Genomic DNA, 16375 nt, shown 5'->3' with positions numbered 1-16375 from the left:
TTTTCGCCGGTCGGGTCAACGTTTGAGCCGGGTCCGCCGGCTCCCGGGCAGGGGATCGAAGTCCGTTGAAACTGTTCAGGTCCACCCTGACGGTTGGCATGGCCACCATCGTCTCGCGCCTGCTCGGCTTTGTTCGCGACGTCATATTCGCGCGATACTTCGGTGCCAGCGGCGCAACCGACGCCTTTTTCCTGGCCTTCAAAATCCCCAACTTCATGCGCCGGCTGTTCGCCGAGGGCTCGTTTTCACTCGCTTTCGTACCGGTGCTGTCCGAGGTTCGGGCCACCGGCGACCAGGCCGCACTGCGCGACCTGGTCGACCACGTCGCCGGCACCTTGCTGGCGATCTTGCTGGTGCTCACCGCCATCGGGATTTTCGCCGCGCCGGCGGTTCTGGCAATCTTCGCGCCGGGCTGGCTGATCGAGGGCCGGCCGGAATTCGCCCTGTCGGCCGACATGCTGCGGGTCACGTTTCCGTACATCCTTCTGATTTCGCTGACGGCCCTGTCCGGCGGCATTCTCAACACCTTCGATCGCTTTCTGGTGCCGGCGCTGACCCCGGTGTTGCTGAACGTATCGCTGATCGCGGCCGCCGTTCTGCTGTCGGGGCGCATGGAAGTGCCGGTGAAAGCGCTGGCCTGGGGGGTGCTGGCGGCCGGTTTCGCCCAATTGCTGCTGCAGATTCCGGCCCTGATGCGGCTGGGACTGCTGCCGAGGCCGCGTTGGGGCTGGCGCCACAGTGGCGTTCGCCGCGTGCTGAAATTGATGGTGCCGACCCTGATCGGCTCCTCCGTCGCCCAGGTGAATCTGCTGATCGACAGCATTCTGGCCACCTTCCTGGTCAGTGGCAGTGTGACCTGGCTGTATTACTCCGATCGGCTGATGGAGTTCCCGCTGGGTGTTTTCGGCGTGGCGTTGTCGACAGTGATCCTGCCCAATCTGTCACGCAAGTTCGCGCAGAAGAGCCCGCAGGCATTTTCGGTCACCCTCGACTGGGCCTTGCGCCTCGCCGTGGTCATCACATTGCCGGCCGCGGTGGCGCTGGTGGTTCTGGCCACCCCGGTGCTGGTCACGCTGTTCCAGTACCGGGCGTTCGAAATGAGCGATGTGGAGATGACGGCTCTGAGCCTGTCCGCTTACGCGCTGGGGCTGCCGGCCTTCATTGCCGTTAAAGTACTGGCGCCGGGCTATTACGCGCGCCAGGACACGGCCACCCCGGTGCGGTACGCGATCACCGCGATGGTCACCAACATGGTTCTCAATTTCCTGTTCGTGGGCACCCTGGTCGCGATTGGCTTCGCCGGGCCACATACCGGACTGGCGCTGGCCAGTTCGCTGGCCGCCTACGTCAATGCCGGATTGCTGTACCGCGGGTTGCGTGCCCAGCAGGCCTACCAGCCCGAACCGGGCTGGTCGCGGGTGGCCGGGGCCGCCATAGTGGCGTGCGTGGTCATGGCTGGCGTGCTGGCCTGGCAGGCGGGTGTGGATGAAAGCTGGGCGGCCGCCGGGGCATCGCAGCGGGTCACCCGGCTGGCGATCCTGATCGCGGGCGGCGCCCTGGTGTATTTCGGGGTGCTGTTCGGCGCCGGTCTGAGGCCCCGTCACCTGGAGAAAGGTGCGGTATAATCCGCTGCTTTTGAGCCAGCATCCATGGCCGCCCTGTGTGGCGGTTCCTGAACGGACTTTCACTACGGAAATCGAGGGCAACGTGCGCGTCATGCGGGACAGGCCGGCCGCGACCGGCGCGGGGCATCACGGCCCTTGTGTGGTTACCATCGGCAACCTGGACGGCGTCCATCGGGGGCACCAGGCCCTGCTGCGCCGCTGCCGCGCCCTGGCCGGCGCTGAGGCGCAGGTCGCCGCGGTGACTTTCGAACCGTTGCCGCAGGCGTTTTTCCGGCCCGAGCAACCGCCTGCCCGTCTGTCGACCGTGCACCAGAAACTGGCTTTGTTGCGCGACGCCGGTGTCGATCTGTGCTGGCTCATGCGTTTCGACCACCAATTCGCCACCCTTTCCGCGGTGGATTTCGCCCGCCGGGTGCTGGCGGACACCCTGGGCGCAAGCGAAGTCGTGGTGGGCGGGGATTTTCGTTTTGGCCACCGCCGCGAAGGTGATGTTGAACGCCTGACTGCCCTCGGCGTCGAATTGGGCTTCGGGGTCACCGTCGAGCCGCCGGTCAGCGGACCGGACGGCCGGATATCCAGCACGGCTATTCGGGCCGCGCTGGCCGCGGGTGATTTTGCGGCCGCCGAAGACATGCTCGGGCGGCCATTCCGCATGGAAGGTCATGTCATTGCCGGCGAACGGCTGGGCCGTGACCTGGGCTATCCCACGGCAAACCTCAGAATCCGGGCGCGGCCGAGTCCGTTGAGCGGCATTTTCGCCGTTCGGGCCCGGGTCCATGAGGGCGCATCGCCGGGACGCTGGCTCGGAGGTGTTTCCAGCATTGGCATCCGCCCGACCGTCGGCGGCCGTGAACCGTTGCTGGAAGTGCACCTGTTCGACTTCGACGGCGATCTGTACGGCCGCCGTCTCGAAGTGGAATTTGTGGCAAAGTTACGGGAGGAAGCGCGATTCGACACCCTGGACGCGCTGGTCGATCAAATGCGCGCCGACGACGCGGCGGCGCGCGCTATTCTGGCGCGGCAAGAGCCCGGCAGCGACTCGAACAACGATTGAATGAACGGAACAACGACACGCATGGACTACAAGGACACCATCAACCTGCCCCGAACGGCGTTCCCGATGAAGGCCAATCTCGCCAACCGGGAACCCGGGATGATCGCGTCGTGGGAGGAGGCGGGTCTCTACGCCCGCCTGCAGGAAGTGACCGCCGATCGGCCGACCTGGATTCTGCACGACGGCCCGCCCTACGCCAACGGCGACATCCACATGGGTCACGCGGTGAACAAAATCCTCAAGGACATCGTGGTCAAGTCGCGCCTGATGGCCGGTTTTCGTTCGCCGTACGTACCGGGCTGGGACTGCCACGGTCTGCCGATTGAACTGCAGGTTGAAAAAAAGCACGGCAAGGTCGGCAAAAAGCTCGATGCCGCCGAGTTCCGTGCCAAATGCCGGGAATACGCCGGCAAGCAGATCGAATTGCAGAAGACCGGGTTCCGGCGCATGGGAGTAGTCGGCGACTGGGACCATCCGTACGAGACTCGCGCGCGCCGTTACGAGGCCGACATGATCCGGGCGCTTGCCGCCATCGTCGACGCGGGTCACCTGACCCAGGGTGCCAAACCGGTGCACTGGTGCTTCGACTGTGGCTCGGCGCTGGCCGAGGCCGAAATCGAATACCGCGACAAGACCTCGCCGGCCATCGACGTGCTGTTTCCGGCGGTCGACCGCGACGCCCTCCTCGCCGCTTTCGGCGTCGAGGACCCGGGCGGAGCGGTCGGCATCCCGATCTGGACCACCACGCCCTGGACCCTGCCCGCCAACCAGGCCGTGGCCTTGCACGCCGAACTGGACTATGTGCTGGTCGCGGCCGCTCAGAACGGCAACCCGCTGGCGCTGGTGATCGCCGCCGACCTGCTGGATGCCGTCGCTGAACGACTGGGGCTGGAATCGCCCCGGGTGCTGGGGACGGTGGCCGGGGCCGCGCTGGAGCACCTGCAACTGCGTCATCCGTTTTACGACCGCAGTGTGCCGGTGATTCTGGGCGACCACGTCACCACCGAGGCAGGAACAGGCGCCGTGCACACGGCGCCCGGTCATGGTGAGGAGGACTTCGCGGTCGGTCGCAAGTACGACCTGCCGATTACCAACCCGGTAGGCGGCAACGGGCGCTACCTCGAAGACACCGAGCGCTTCGGCGGCGAGAATGTGTGGAAAGCCAACGACAGCATTATCGCGGTGCTGGCGGAAAACGGCGTGCTGCTGCACAACGAGGCCTTCGAACACAGTTATCCCCACTGTTGGCGGCATAAATCGCCAACCGCGTTCCGCGTGACCCCGCAGTGGTTCATCAGCATGGACCAGGCCGGCTTGCGCGAAAATGCCGTGGCCGCCATCGGCGGCGTGCGCTGGGTGCCGGAATGGGGTGAGGAGCGCATCCGCGGCATGGTGCAGAACCGGCCGGACTGGTGCATTTCGCGCCAGCGTACCTGGGGCGTGCCGATCACGCTGTTTATCGACCACGCGGGTGAAAAACTGCACCCCGACACACCGGACCTGATGCAACGCGCGGCCGACCTGGTCGAGCGCGAAGGCGTGGACTGCTGGTACCGCGACGACATTTACGAGCGCCTGGGCGTGGACCCCGAGGCGTGGCAGCGGGTCACCGACATCCTCGACGTGTGGTTCGATTCCGGCGTCTCGCACCGTTGCGTGCTGGACGAGCGCGCGGAACTGCGCCGGCCGGCCGAACTCTACCTGGAGGGCTCGGACCAGCATCGCGGCTGGTTCCACAGTTCCCTGTTGACCTCGGTGGCGATGCACGGCGAGGCGCCGTACCGCCAGGTGTTGACCCACGGCTTCGTGGTCGATGCCGAGGGCCGCAAGATGTCCAAGTCGCTGGGTAACGTGCTGTCGCCGATCAAGATCATGAACACCCTGGGCGCCGACGTGATGCGCCTGTGGGTGGCGGCCGCCGATTACCGCGGCGAGATGTCCGTGTCCGACGAGATTCTCAAACGCGTGTCCGATGCCTATCGCCGCATCCGCAACACGGCCCGTTTCCTGCTCGGCAATCTCGACGGATTCGAGCCCGGTGATGCGCTGCCGGCGGACGAACTGCTGCCGCTCGACCGCTGGGCGGTCGACCGGGCCAGCCTGCTGCAGGCCGAGGTCGAGCGGGCCTACGACAACTACCATTTCCTGCAGGTTTACCAGAAGGTGCATCATTTCTGCGCCTTCGACATGGGCGCGTTCTACCTCGATGTGATCAAGGACCGGCTGTACACCACCGGGCGCGACAGCCATCCACGGCGTTCCGCGCAGACCGCCATGTATCACATCCTCGAGGCCCTGTTACGCTGGATCGCGCCCGTGTTGAGCTTCACCGCGGAGGAAATCCATGCCCACGTGCCGGGCGACCGGTCGGACAGCGTATTGTTCGAAACCTGGTACCGCGGCCTGTTCACGTTTGCCGATCCGGACACCGAACGCGGTCGCTGGGAACGCATCCTGGAAGTGCGTGAAGCGGTGAGCAAAGTGACCGAGGAGGTTCGTCGGTCGGGTCGTGCCGGCTCCTCACTGGCGGTGGAAGTCGACCTGTGGGTGAGCGACGAGCTGAAAGGCGAGATCGACTGGCTCGGTGACGAGTTGCGTTTTGTTCTGATTACCTCGGATGCCCGCGCGCACGCGCTGGATTCCGCGCCGGCGGAAGCCGAGCGGGTGCAGTTGCCGCACGGTGAGCTGGCCATCCGGGTGACCCCGACCGAACACGAAAAGTGTGTGCGTTGCTGGCATTACCGGTCGGACGTCGGCAGCCACGCCGAGCACCCGGAGCTGTGCGGGCGCTGTGTAGAAAATGTGACGGGCGCCGGCGAGCGGCGCCGGGCCGCGTGAGCCGATGAACGAACCGGGCGACCAGGCCAGCCCTCCGTCGCGAGAGCCACCCGCGCCATATTCCTGGGTGTGGTTGTTCGTGTCCGCGGCGGTGGTGTGGGCCGACATGGTGACCAAGGAGTGGGCCAGCGAGGTGCTTACCCTGTACCGGCCGCGCGCCGTGTACGACTGGCTCAACCTGACCCTGGCACACAACTACGGCGCCGCTTTCAGTTTTCTCAGCGACGCCGGTGGCTGGCAGCGCTGGTTCTTTACCGTTCTCGCTTCGGTGATCAGCCTGGCACTGATTGTCTGGGTGCTGCGTCTGCCGCGCCGCGAGTGGCGCACCGGGTTGGCCCTGGCACTGGTGATCGGAGGCGCCATTGGCAACCTGGTCGACCGGATCCAGTACGGCTACGTGGTCGATTTCATCGACGTGCATTACGCCGGTTGGCACTGGCCGGCGTTCAACGTGGCCGACTCGGCGATTACCGGAGGCGTGATACTCTTGCTGCTGGACGCATTGCTGCAAACGCTGCGGCACCGGAAATTGAAATCATGAACATCCTGCTCGCCAACCCGCGCGGATTCTGCGCCGGCGTCGACCGGGCAATCGACATCGTCGAACGGGCGCTGGACCTGTTCGGCTCACCGATCTACGTTCGCCACGAAGTGGTGCACAACCGCAACGTGGTCGACCGCCTGAGCCGGGAAGGTGCCGTCTTTGTCGACGAATTGACCGAAGTGCCGGACGGCGCGACCGTTATTTTCAGTGCACACGGAGTTTCCAAGGCCGTGCGCCGCGACGGCGGCGAGCGTGAACTCACCGTTTTCGACGCCACCTGCCCGTTGGTGACCAAGGTGCACATGGAAGTCGCGCGGCACTGCAAGGCCGGACGCGACGTGATCCTGATCGGTCATGCCGGCCACCCCGAAGTAGAGGGCACCCTGGGGCAGTGGCTGAATCAGCCGCCGCGCGACAACCGGATTTACCTGGTGGAAACAGTCGAGGACGTCGCCGGGCTGGAAGTCGGCTATCCCGACGACATCGCCTACGTCACCCAGACCACTCTGTCGGTCGATGACACCCAGGGCGTCATCGCCGCATTACGGCGTCGTTACCCCGCGATTGTCGGCCCGAAGCATGACGACATCTGCTACGCCACCCAGAACCGTCAGGATGCCGTCAAGGAATTGGCCGCGCGGGTGCAACTGCTGCTGGTGGTCGGGTCGGTCAACAGTTCCAATTCGAATCGCCTGCGTGAGCTGGCCGAGAAGCAGGGCGTTCCGGCCTACCTGATCGACGGGGCCGACGACATCCACCGCGACTGGCTGGACGGAATCGAATCCGTCGGGGTCACGGCCGGCGCCTCGGCACCGGAAAGCCTGGTCGCCGAAGTCATCGAGCGTCTGCGCCAGGAAGGCGGCACCAGTGTGCGCGAACTCGACGGCATCGAAGAGAACATGCGCTTCGCCCTGCCGCGCGAACTGCGCATCCGGGTACGCAACTCCGCCTGACGCCACCCCGGACCTCCAACCCCACGGTTGCCGGGCTTTCGCCCCGGGCAGGCCACTGGTTGAATCAGCGTCCCGCCCAGCAACGTCGCCGCAGTTCGTCCGGCCCGCTGATGGATCGATTCCCGGTCGAGTGCAGACTCAGACTCCCGCACGGATCCGCCCGCTGCCGGCCGCGCGGTTCGGCAATCACGTTGAAGGCCGTTGCGGCAACCGTGTTTTCAGGCTCGAATCGAATCCTGTACTGCCGCCCGATGTTCGCCGGCAGGCACCGCGTGGTATCGAAGTGAAAGGTGCGGGAGCGAATCCGTTCCTGGCAGTGTGCAGCTTCAATCAGGCGTTCGATAATGGCTGCACGCTGAGCCCGCAGGGCCTGACGCTGGTAGCCGGGAACGGCCAGACCCAGCAGCACGGCCAACAGCCCGGTGGCGATAACCAGTTCAATGAGGCTCATTCCCGCCGCACCTTTCCAGCCCGGTCCTGGCATCAGCGGCGCGCCCGCCAGGCCATCCCGCCACAGTCGTACCAGGGTTGGAACGGTGCGCAGAAGGCGGCCCAGTCGGTCGGCTCCGATTGTGCGGTACCCGCGACCCATGGCCGGGCGACAATGGCTTCGGTGACGGCGACGAGACCGGCCTGGCGGCCGGTACCACGACCCAGGATACGGTAGTAGCCGACGCCCTCCACCGGCGGCGCCGACTCCGGTACGGTCAGCTCTTCCGGTCCACGAAAGGCCACTTCTTCAATGGTGAAGCGTGGCGCCTGCGCCCAGGGCAGTTCGGGAACATCCGGCTCGGCGGCGCTGACCGGGTCGGTGCCGGGCAACCTGCCTTCACGCTGCCACCACGAAGCGGGCTCGAATTCGGGCAGGGCGGTCCACTCGCCAGCGGTTCGGATCAAGGTATCGCTGGGCGCGAGAAAGCAATACGCCGCGCAGCCGGGGGTGCGCCGATCTTCGGGCGTGCCGAGCAATACGGCCAGTCCGCCGGCCAGGGCCTGATCGGCATTGGCCCGGGCCGATGTGCTGTCGTCGAGATTGGCGGCCATGCGCTCCTGCGACAGCATGTCGGTGGCCGCCACCATGGCCAGCAGGCTCAAAGCCGCGAGCAGTACCAGGCCGGCCAGCAGCGCAATGCCGCGCATGCCGGGAATCCGGGACGGACGCCGCACGGCCTCTCCGTTCATGGCGCCCGCCCCCGAAAGGCCTGAGCCACCGTCACCACCCGCCTCAGGCGGCCGTCCCGGGTGGTGACCACGTGGTCCAGTACGTTGTGGCTGACGGTTGCGATGGGTGCCACCACCTCGCGGCTCGCCAGCAACACGGCAAGCTGTACCCCGACGATGAGGGCCGGATCCGTCCAGCCGCCACCGCGCATCCAGCGATCGGCGGCACCGTCGCCATCGCTGTCCTCGGCGAACAGCGCCTGCACCGACTCGGCACCCGGAATGACGCCCTGCCGATTGATCTGCGTGGTCAGGTGATCGGGATCCGGGCCGTAACGGCAGGTCAGCGCCACGTTGCCTGAGGCGTTCAGTTCCAGAACCGTTTCCTTCAGATGGAAAGCGGGCAGCCCCGAAGGGCCACTGAAGGGATTCAGTTCACCGAAACAATTGCGATCAGACCAGGTGCGCAGGCGGACCCGGTCGCCGTGTGCACGCACACCGTCCTCGCCCCATGCACCGACCGCGTCCGGACTTTCGCTGGCCGACCAGGGCTGCGCAGAAAAGCCGGCCTGGCGCAGGATGCCATTGAGACGAGCAGCCGTGAAACGCGCGCGTTCCTGCAATTCTCCGATGGCCTCCTGCTGTCGGAAACTGCTGCGCGCGCCAGCCGCCACCTGCACCAGGCCGGCAAGCAGCATCGCCCCGATGGTCGCGGCAACCATCAATTCGACCAGGCTGAAGCCTCGCTCCATCTGACAGGTGCCGGCCATTTGGCGCTGGTGTCCCGCAAGCATCGCGCCGGCTGTACGGTATTCGGAGAGTATTCCCATGGCCAGGTTCATTCGGCAATCGTCCGCGCAAAGCGACCCGTCCCGGTGCCCGGCAGGCCGGGTTCGACGGGACCGGTCCAGAACACCTTCACCACCGCCGGTCCGCTGCCGCTGCAGGCGGGGGCTCCGGCGTCGCCATCCTCAGGCGAGTCATCGCGACAGACCACCCCTTCGGCCGACGCCAGACTCTGGCGCAGGTCGAACTGCCAGCGGGCGAAATTCCCGGCGGCCCAGTCCGCGTCGCCGCACGGCGCTCCGGCCACGCAATCGGTGGCTGGCGCCTCCGGCGCCATGAAATGCCCCAGCGAACCCGGGTTCATCAAAATCAGCTCGGCCAGCACATCGGCGTGAGTCACCGCCGTCGAGCGGTCGCGGGCCGCTACCGAGCCCTGCACCGACTGCATCAGCATCAGTGATACACCGGCCAGCCCCAAAGCGAACACCACCGCGGCGACCATTACCTCGACCAGCGAAAACCCCGATCCGTGCCGCTCGATGCAGCGCCGGTTCGTATTCCGCTTGCGTCTGCGTTTCATGGCTGCCCCTCCACATTGGCCCGGCGGACCGGCTTTCAAAAGCCAGCCCTCTCACGGCTTTCAGTGTGGCGGTCACGAGGCCTGGGCGGCAGCGGAAATCGACCCGGCAAGCTGTAGGAAATCAACCCGCCGAACGCGTGCCAATCTATTGTTTATCCGGGGAGATTTGCCTATACTTGCGCCCCTTCCAAGTGCCGGCATAGCTCAGCTGGTAGAGCGGCGCATTCGTAAGTAGTTGGGAGTGCTATTAAAAACAAACAGTTAGATTATTTTAGGCTCTTTTTAGGCTCAAAATTGCCGGGTTAGCTCAGCTGGTAGAGCACATCATTCGTAATGATGGGGTCAGGTGTTCGAGTCACCTACCCGGCACCAATTCTCTAGTATTTCCAATTCTGGAACTCACACCGCCTCTTGCCAACATAGTGGGGTCTGTTAACGAGGTGGAGAATTAGACTGGTTGCAGCGGTTGAGAATTGAGCAAAAGCTGGCATTTTTACTTCATCTTTTTCTGCAAAAGCCTGGTGCTTAAGTTGTTCGCATCTACTGGCAATACATTGAGTTTCAAAAGTTGTGTGTATCTTGTGAGCAAATTCGTTTCGCACATCACGTATCAGATCAAGGTCGTGCCTCTCATCCTCAGAAATAAGACCCAGAAGAAAGCAGGTTGTTATCCTTGCACTGAATGATTGAAGTGGTGCGTAACCACCCTCAACCAACTTCTTAGCTTTTGGTGACTTGAGGAAGAACGCTTGAAGCATTTGACCCAACTGCTCTTCAAGATAGCTTGACGAAATAAGAACCTGACCTCGATGACTTTCTTTGTTCAGGAGTTCGAGGAACGGAAAAAAATCCTTGAGATGTGGATTTGCCTCTATGAATTCGTCAAGCTCTTTCATCGAAATATTATATGACAAGCTAGTGATTTACTGATTTTTGAGGCTCCCCATAATCTCACTTCTCATACAAGAGTTTTTGATCAAACCGTCTGTGTGACCGGCTTCATAGATGGTGCCCCACCATTCGATGATGAAGTGAATAAGCCCAGGTGGAATCTTCTCGGGATCGTGGAAGATGCCTTGCTTCAAAAGCTCCTCTTTTACTTCGGTGTAGTGCTGTCGTGTATCAGGATCGAAATCAGGAAATTCAAATATCTTTGCCATTATTGCCTCCTATTCTGTCCCAAGCATACACGTATAAGCTACTGTTTAATATACATTTTAAATTCAAAAAAGAAGCCCACAATAAAGTGGGCTTAATTCAAAAAAGAACTAGTGGCTAACACGAGAGCACACGCCATCAATAACTTCATGAAGCTTTTGAGTGGTCTGTGGATTCTCAGTGATTGTGCCTTCCAACGCTCTTGTTGCGGCGTTAAAGAGTCGCCAAGCTGTGTAGTCCTCGAAGCCTTCAAACGAAGGTTCGTGCCACTCACTTTGAACATCTCTGATTCGAGTCCAGTTCATCACGCCTTGACGAAACATCTCGATCATGGCGTGACTCGCTAACTCAAGGGGGATGTTGGTCGCCTTGTACCGATCAAAGGTGATCTGTTGTTCCTGTCTTGCTCCCGCAAGTGGTTCAACTATCTCCATAACCAGTCCAGGCAACTCACGTTTTGCGTTTGCGGTGTGCTTCCTGCGGATAACGTGCTCTCCCATGAAAGAGAGGTTATCGCAGACAAACACTCGTGCGCCCATTGATATTCCAATAGGGAAACGCTTGTCATGGCTGTTTCTCAAGCCAACAGTATCGGTGTAATCACCGTACTCTGACTTTAGGGTTAGAACGCCAAAGTAACGCATACCATCGGGGGTGATCCCGTGGTGCTCCTCCGCTACTACATGACCGAACATGCCAAGTGCATAGCGCACATGGTCAACCAGGGAATGATGAGCGATAGGAACATGCGTTCTTGTGGCTTCTGGGGTGAAGGCTTGTTGAAGTTGGCTTAATGAAACTTCTTCCGCGCCTCGGTGAAGCATCAGACTCATAGCGCTATCTCCTTTTTGCAAAAGTGCAACAGGACTTTCCTGTGAACTGGCAACGAGGATTCGCAGCCAGTTTTCTGGAAGCTATGAGTGTCGATGCTTAATCAGAAATATTTACTCCAGTCCCTGTTTTGTAGCCGGTTTCGAACGAAACCTCGTTTGCTGTATTCCTTTGGGATGGATAGATCAAGTAGTCGTTTGAGATCAATGTCGTTGATGCCAGATTCCTTGAGGAGCTTTGCCCACATACCCTGGTATTTGTCTTTTGCATAACCGATGTTGACAAGCAGTCCCATCATTGCCCGGTGTCGTGCCGGGATTTTTTCTTCAATAGTGAACTCTCTTTTTTTGAACTGTGCTTTTTTCATGCTGGTTGGTACAGAAAGGCTAAAAGCCCGACTGTATGCGTGACTGGCCTCGGCAATTCTGCTGTGGTTTTCTCCCCACATTGCCTCCCCTCAGACTGTAAGTAGAGTCAGTGCTCTGCTCTACCCCGAGTATCACGACGCTCAAAGGTCTAGGCTACGTCGTGAGTGACCTCATGCCGTATTGGTTCAGGGATGCTGCCCTGACATCAGGTGATGAGTCCTGGCATTTAATTGAAGCGTCCAGCGAGGGGCTGCCAGGTTCGCCCACCTACCTCGCCAGCTGATACGTAAAAACCCCGTCACGAGGACAGGGCTTCTAGTTTGGAAATACTTGAATGCCTCACGAAGAGGTTTTTACGTACAACGCACAATTGTCCATTCAAGCATTCCATACACTTATTGAATCACATATTAGGAACTGGTCAATGGGGTGACAATGTGGATAACATTTCTGGAAATATTCAAGATATATGCGCGTCGAACTAAGACGCGCTCCAGGTCACAAACATTGCTTCAATAACGCATTGATTTTAATCCATGCCCCGGTGGCCTTCCCTTCAATATCCGTAATCTTTGAACCTATCCTTGCTAGTCAGACGTTGGAATTACAACCTTGATGAGTCTTTTAACTTCGACATATAGCAATAGCTCATCGTCTTGGCCAATAGGGCGGGCATGCATTGTGTCGAGACGTATCATATATAGCCGCTGAAAACTTTCTCGCACGCCTTCTGGGCGCCCAAAAAGTCCAGAGAACACCTCCCGCCAATTGTCTTTCCTGCAGATGACACGCTCGTAGTCAGTGAAGTCCGCGAAGGCAATTAGTGGCCATTCACCTCTACCGGCTGAAACTGCTTTTTTCTTTTTCTCCATCCATTTCTCATAGAGACCTGTGGGCAGCCGGTGTTTCGGCCATTCTGGCCCAAATTCTTGTGTCATACGGCGATCAATAAATCTACGCAGATTCGTTTCCAATCTCAAAAGCCAGTCGTGAGCCATGTTGGTGCGAATGAGCGCTTGTTCTTCAAATTCTGTTTGAGGAACGGGTGGGCCATATCCAACAACCACCGAAGGCGGCTCGCGCCTTAATCCAGCGGTGCTTACACTCTCCAGAAATGCAGGCGCTGGAAAATCTGTGAGATCTGAATCAAATCCAAGACCGACATAGAATTCCGAACGGGCCACTAAGTCGGTGGCAATGTTTGAGGGCCACGAAATTGGATCTCGCCAGTCGCCAAGGCTCTCACGAAGCGCAATACCTATTTGGTCTTCAAAGGCTGGAATTTGCTCTAGCGCATGCCCGATGCATTGAAGTTCCGAAAAGCCTCTCACGGACTCAAGCGCTCGCTGGGCATCAAGCCATGGAGTTCTCATGGCGTCCATAGCCCTTTGAATTTCGGAATTTTGGTCAGAGAGCTGTTTGGCTACTTGTGATAATCGACCAAAACTAGACTCATGAACCAATTTCGAAATTTGATCGGAGTCAGGCAGGATGAATCGACTGTTGTATTCAGCCATCAACTCCTGTGTTCTCTCAAACTCGCCCTGCCACTTTGACGCTTCATCAAAAATACCGCCTGCACGGAGCTCCGCGAATGGCCCTTCAATCGAATGCATGAGTTTCTGATGACGCTCGACGTCTTCAAGCGTCCGATGAATGGCGGAGTTACTCTCCATAGCTCTCGCTGCTTTTAAAATAGGGCTTTCCATGGCCTCAGTAGCCGATTTCATAAGTTTGCGGTTCCTCTCCATGCCTTCGATAGCCCTGCGCGAGACCAAATCCAAGTCACTAATATTAATCACATCTTTTCCTTAGGCTTATTTATTCTGAACTGGGGTAAAGTAGATCGCATATCAAGTAATCCCCTCACTCCCATCCTCGTTGTGTCTTACCACAACGAAAACACTTTCTGTACGGTCCGTACCTTCCTACTTTCTCATCCTGTGGGCCACCGCAGAAATCACACCCATAGTTTTCATTGGAGCTCCATGAGTAGAGCAGCTGTATACGTTCGAGCAGTTTCACCAGTCCCAGGCCAAATGGAACCAGTGCAATCCAAATGGAAATCGAACTAATGTTTTCAGCTAATCCAACAAGAATAGAATTTTCGGAAAACGATCCGACAACGAAGACTTTCAGGTACAAATAAACAGCGCCGGCAATAAACCAGAGAGCTAGCGGACGCAGAAACATTTTAATCAAGAGATTTAGGTCCATTTTTTACTACCGCACTTGGAATTTCCCATCCAATACTGAACTAACGAATTCTCAAAATGTGAGAATGAAAGTTGCACCCACAGTGCGGGGAAGTCGTTGAGTTTTTGAATTTATCTCAATTTCTGTTTTGCCAGCTTTATCACTCGTTCCGATCCCTCCACCTCTACATCAAGCTTGTCGATTGATCGCCCGCGAACTGTAACCTTGGGATGCTCTCCAGTTATGGGGTCTCGGACTTTGCGCAGTTTTTGTGTTAGGTCCTTCTTTATGCCGTTCAGCATCGCCTTCTCCATCTCGCTGGCGATTCTATCCGGGCGGACTTTTCGCCCGTTGATTTCGAATGACACATTTATCATGGATTTCTCCTATTTCCGCCGTTTCTTCATCGTTTCCACGACTGCAGTCGATTTCCGTCTCTGAGCCGTTTTTACCGGAATAAATTGGCCGGTTTTTGCGTCTCGGCCGACCTTGTAAGTTTTTGACTTTCTTGGCATGTCACAGCTCCAAATTAACTAATGGTTTACAAAATCATATAAGAATGTAATACTGTAAACCACAAAAGTCAAGATCAAAATGTTGAACAGGGATCGCTATGATTGGTGAAAGACTAAAACTTGCTAGAAAAAAGTCTGGGTTTTCCCTTCGTGCCTTGTCAGAGCACATAGATAGCCTTGTATCCGCTCAGGCTATTGGCAAATACGAACGAAATGAGATGATCCCAGGCTCCAACGTTCTGATTGCCATATCAAAGGCTGTGGGTGAGCCTATTAGTTTTTTTATGAATCCTCTTGGGGTTTCGCTCGCCGAAGTTGATTTCCGAAAAACTTCCGGGACTTCTGTCAAGGATCGTGCACGTGTTGAAAGCGCTGTCCTCGATCATGTTGAACGTTATTTGGTTGTTGAAGAGTTATTGGAACTTGATAGTGCGATATGGGACCAGCCATTTAGACCCAAGAAACTTAAGGAAATTAAAGATGCAGAAAACCTCGCCGCAACTTTGCGCGAGAAATGGGATCTTGGGTATGACGCGATACCGGATATGACTGAATTGCTCGAAGAGCACGGAGTTAAAGTCATACAAGCAGAATTGCCGCCGAAGGTGTCCGGTATGACTTGTCTCGTCCAAAGGTCAGATCACCGTGCGTCAGTACCCGTGATTGTTGTTAATTCTACCCATAATTTAGAACGTCGACGATTGACTCTCGCGCATGAACTCGCTCACCGTCTCATTCATCAGAATAGCGAAGCAGATGTCGAGAAAGTGGCGAATCGTTTTGCTGGAGCGCTACTTATGCCAAGGGACTACATTCTGGAAGAAGTTGGAAATCGCCGTAACGCCATTGGCTATCAGGAAATCATTGATCTTAAGCACATGTACCGTGTAAGTGCCGCAGCGGTTCTCGTTAGGTTGGAACAATTGGGTGTAATTAGTCATTCAGCTATGGTCTATGCATTTAGAACCATGTTTCGAGGATGCCGAACTGTTGAACCCGTGCCAATCAATGATCCTGATGCTGAGAATGCGAAGCGCTTCGAGCGACTTTGTTATCGTGCGCTGTCCGAGCAGTTAGTCTCACTTTCGAAAGCGGCAGACTTGCTTCGAATTCACACCAATGAAATTGAACGAGCAGTTCGGGGACCAGAAGTCGTTGCAAATAGTCATTAGTGATAGCTCTGTCATCATTGATCTAGCAAAAGCCAGCTTAATTGAAGCGGCTTTTGCCCTTCCTTTTGATTTCAGGATTCCAGATGTAATGTTCGAAGACGAGTTGCTTGATCTTGGTGCCTATGATCCTGGCGATTTACTAAATGCGGGATTAGCGAAAAACTCTCTAGATGGCGATGGTGTTGGGCTTGCGATGCAATATGGCGAAACCTACCTGTCGTTGTCCACCAACGATCAGTTTGCTCTTGCGCTCGCAAAAATTGAATCCGCCATCCTGCTAACAGGAGATCGCAGACTTTCTAATGCAGCGAAGGACCAGGAAGTGGAAACATTTGGCTTGCTTTGGTTAATCGATGAGCTAATTGCTCAAGACGCCCTAGGTCGACGGGTTCTCAGAAATGCACTACAGATTTTCGATGATGATCCGCGCGTCGGATTACCCAGCAGTGAGTTGCAACGCCGAATCCAAGGACTAACCTGATTGCCCCTGAATTCTCATCATTACCGGTTCTTATTTGCCGTACTCACAAGATTCCAGAAACTCTCTTGAATAATGTTGGTATCCCTCCTAATTGTGAGTATCGAAAAATAAGG

Annotated in this window: 16 protein-coding genes and 1 tRNA gene; 8 read left to right on the top strand and 9 right to left on the bottom strand. The window is 57.9% G+C overall.

Features of this window, described 5'->3' with window-relative positions:
- The first annotated feature begins 65 nt into the window (after positions 1-65).
- The 5 genes from murJ to ispH all read left to right on the top strand — a co-directional run bounded on the left by murJ (position 66) and on the right by ispH (position 7014).
- Positions 66-1625, top strand: a complete 1560-nt coding sequence (gene murJ / locus V3330_RS14670) for a murein biosynthesis integral membrane protein MurJ (RefSeq protein WP_354696191.1) — start codon at positions 66-68, stop codon at positions 1623-1625.
- Positions 1626-1716: 91 nt separating this feature from the next.
- The gene (locus V3330_RS14665; protein WP_354696190.1) at positions 1717-2679 is read left to right on the top strand and encodes a bifunctional riboflavin kinase/FAD synthetase; all 963 of its coding nucleotides are present in this window, start codon (positions 1717-1719) and stop codon (positions 2677-2679) included.
- Positions 2680-5517, top strand: a complete 2838-nt coding sequence (gene ileS / locus V3330_RS14660; RefSeq protein WP_435791833.1) for an isoleucine--tRNA ligase — start codon at positions 2680-2682, stop codon at positions 5515-5517.
- Positions 5518-5521: 4 nt separating this feature from the next.
- The gene (gene lspA / locus V3330_RS14655; RefSeq protein WP_354696189.1) at positions 5522-6058 is read left to right on the top strand and encodes a signal peptidase II; all 537 of its coding nucleotides are present in this window, start codon (positions 5522-5524) and stop codon (positions 6056-6058) included.
- Positions 6055-7014 carry a 4-hydroxy-3-methylbut-2-enyl diphosphate reductase gene (ispH, locus tag V3330_RS14650; protein WP_354696188.1) on the top strand — a complete coding sequence of 320 codons (960 nt, stop codon included), beginning with the start codon at positions 6055-6057 and terminating at the stop codon, positions 7012-7014. Before lspA ends, ispH begins: the two co-directional genes overlap by 4 nt.
- Positions 7015-7078: 64 nt before the next feature.
- Here ispH and V3330_RS14645 read toward each other — a convergent pair whose 3' ends face one another.
- The 4 genes from V3330_RS14645 to V3330_RS14630 are packed head-to-tail and all read right to left on the bottom strand — an operon-like array spanning position 7079 to position 9541.
- Positions 7079-7465 carry a type IV pilin protein gene (locus tag V3330_RS14645; RefSeq protein WP_354696187.1) on the bottom strand — a complete coding sequence of 129 codons (387 nt, stop codon included), beginning with the start codon at positions 7463-7465 and terminating at the stop codon, positions 7079-7081.
- 32 nt (positions 7466-7497) lie between these two features.
- Positions 7498-8196 (bottom strand): pilus assembly PilX family protein, encoded by a 699-nt coding sequence (locus tag V3330_RS14640; protein ID WP_354696186.1) that lies wholly within the window; start codon positions 8194-8196, stop codon positions 7498-7500.
- On the bottom strand, positions 8193-9005 hold the full coding sequence (locus V3330_RS14635) for a prepilin-type N-terminal cleavage/methylation domain-containing protein (RefSeq protein WP_354696185.1): 813 nt from the start codon (positions 9003-9005) through the stop codon (positions 8193-8195). Before V3330_RS14635 ends, V3330_RS14640 begins: the two co-directional genes overlap by 4 nt.
- Positions 9006-9013: 8 nt before the next feature.
- Complete coding sequence (locus V3330_RS14630) at positions 9014-9541, bottom strand: prepilin-type N-terminal cleavage/methylation domain-containing protein (RefSeq protein ID WP_354696184.1); 528 nt, start codon at positions 9539-9541, stop codon at positions 9014-9016.
- 296 nt (positions 9542-9837) lie between these two features.
- On the opposite strand from V3330_RS14630, the gene V3330_RS14625 reads away from it, so the two are divergent.
- Positions 9838-9913: transfer RNA gene (locus V3330_RS14625), tRNA-Thr, on the top strand.
- Between the two features lie 5 nt (positions 9914-9918).
- Here the strand turns inward: V3330_RS14625 and V3330_RS14620 are convergent.
- From V3330_RS14620 to V3330_RS14600, 5 genes are all read right to left on the bottom strand, one after another.
- Positions 9919-10437 carry a hypothetical protein gene (locus V3330_RS14620; protein ID WP_354696183.1) on the bottom strand — a complete coding sequence of 173 codons (519 nt, stop codon included), beginning with the start codon at positions 10435-10437 and terminating at the stop codon, positions 9919-9921.
- A gap of 27 nt (positions 10438-10464) precedes the next feature.
- Entirely contained in the window at positions 10465-10701 is a 237-nt protein-coding gene (locus tag V3330_RS14615; RefSeq protein WP_354696182.1) for a hypothetical protein, read from the bottom strand.
- 108 nt (positions 10702-10809) lie between these two features.
- Positions 10810-11532: a hypothetical protein gene (locus tag V3330_RS14610; protein WP_354696181.1), complete on the bottom strand. Its 723-nt coding sequence runs from the start codon at positions 11530-11532 to the stop codon at positions 10810-10812.
- Positions 11533-11633: 101 nt separating this feature from the next.
- Positions 11634-11978, bottom strand: coding sequence for a hypothetical protein (locus tag V3330_RS14605; protein ID WP_354696180.1), 345 nt, complete (start codon positions 11976-11978; stop codon positions 11634-11636).
- Positions 11979-12485: 507 nt separating this feature from the next.
- Positions 12486-13700, bottom strand: coding sequence for a Swt1 family HEPN domain-containing protein (locus tag V3330_RS14600; RefSeq protein WP_354696179.1), 1215 nt, complete (start codon positions 13698-13700; stop codon positions 12486-12488).
- Between the two features lie 1007 nt (positions 13701-14707).
- On the opposite strand from V3330_RS14600, the gene V3330_RS14595 reads away from it, so the two are divergent.
- Both V3330_RS14595 and V3330_RS14590 read left to right on the top strand, forming a co-directional pair.
- The gene (locus V3330_RS14595) at positions 14708-15781 is read left to right on the top strand and encodes a helix-turn-helix domain-containing protein (protein WP_354696178.1); all 1074 of its coding nucleotides are present in this window, start codon (positions 14708-14710) and stop codon (positions 15779-15781) included.
- Complete coding sequence (locus V3330_RS14590; protein WP_354696177.1) at positions 15729-16262, top strand: PIN domain-containing protein; 534 nt, start codon at positions 15729-15731, stop codon at positions 16260-16262. The genes V3330_RS14595 and V3330_RS14590 overlap by 53 nt, the downstream gene beginning before the upstream one ends.
- The last annotated feature ends 113 nt before the right edge of the window (positions 16263-16375 follow it).

The sequence above is a fragment of the Elongatibacter sediminis genome (genome assembly GCF_037892215.1).
Taxonomy (GTDB): Bacteria; Pseudomonadota; Gammaproteobacteria; order Xanthomonadales; family SZUA-36; genus Elongatibacter; species Elongatibacter sediminis.
Note: the sequence above shows the minus strand (reverse complement) of the source record. Positions and strands in the feature narration are given on the sequence as shown.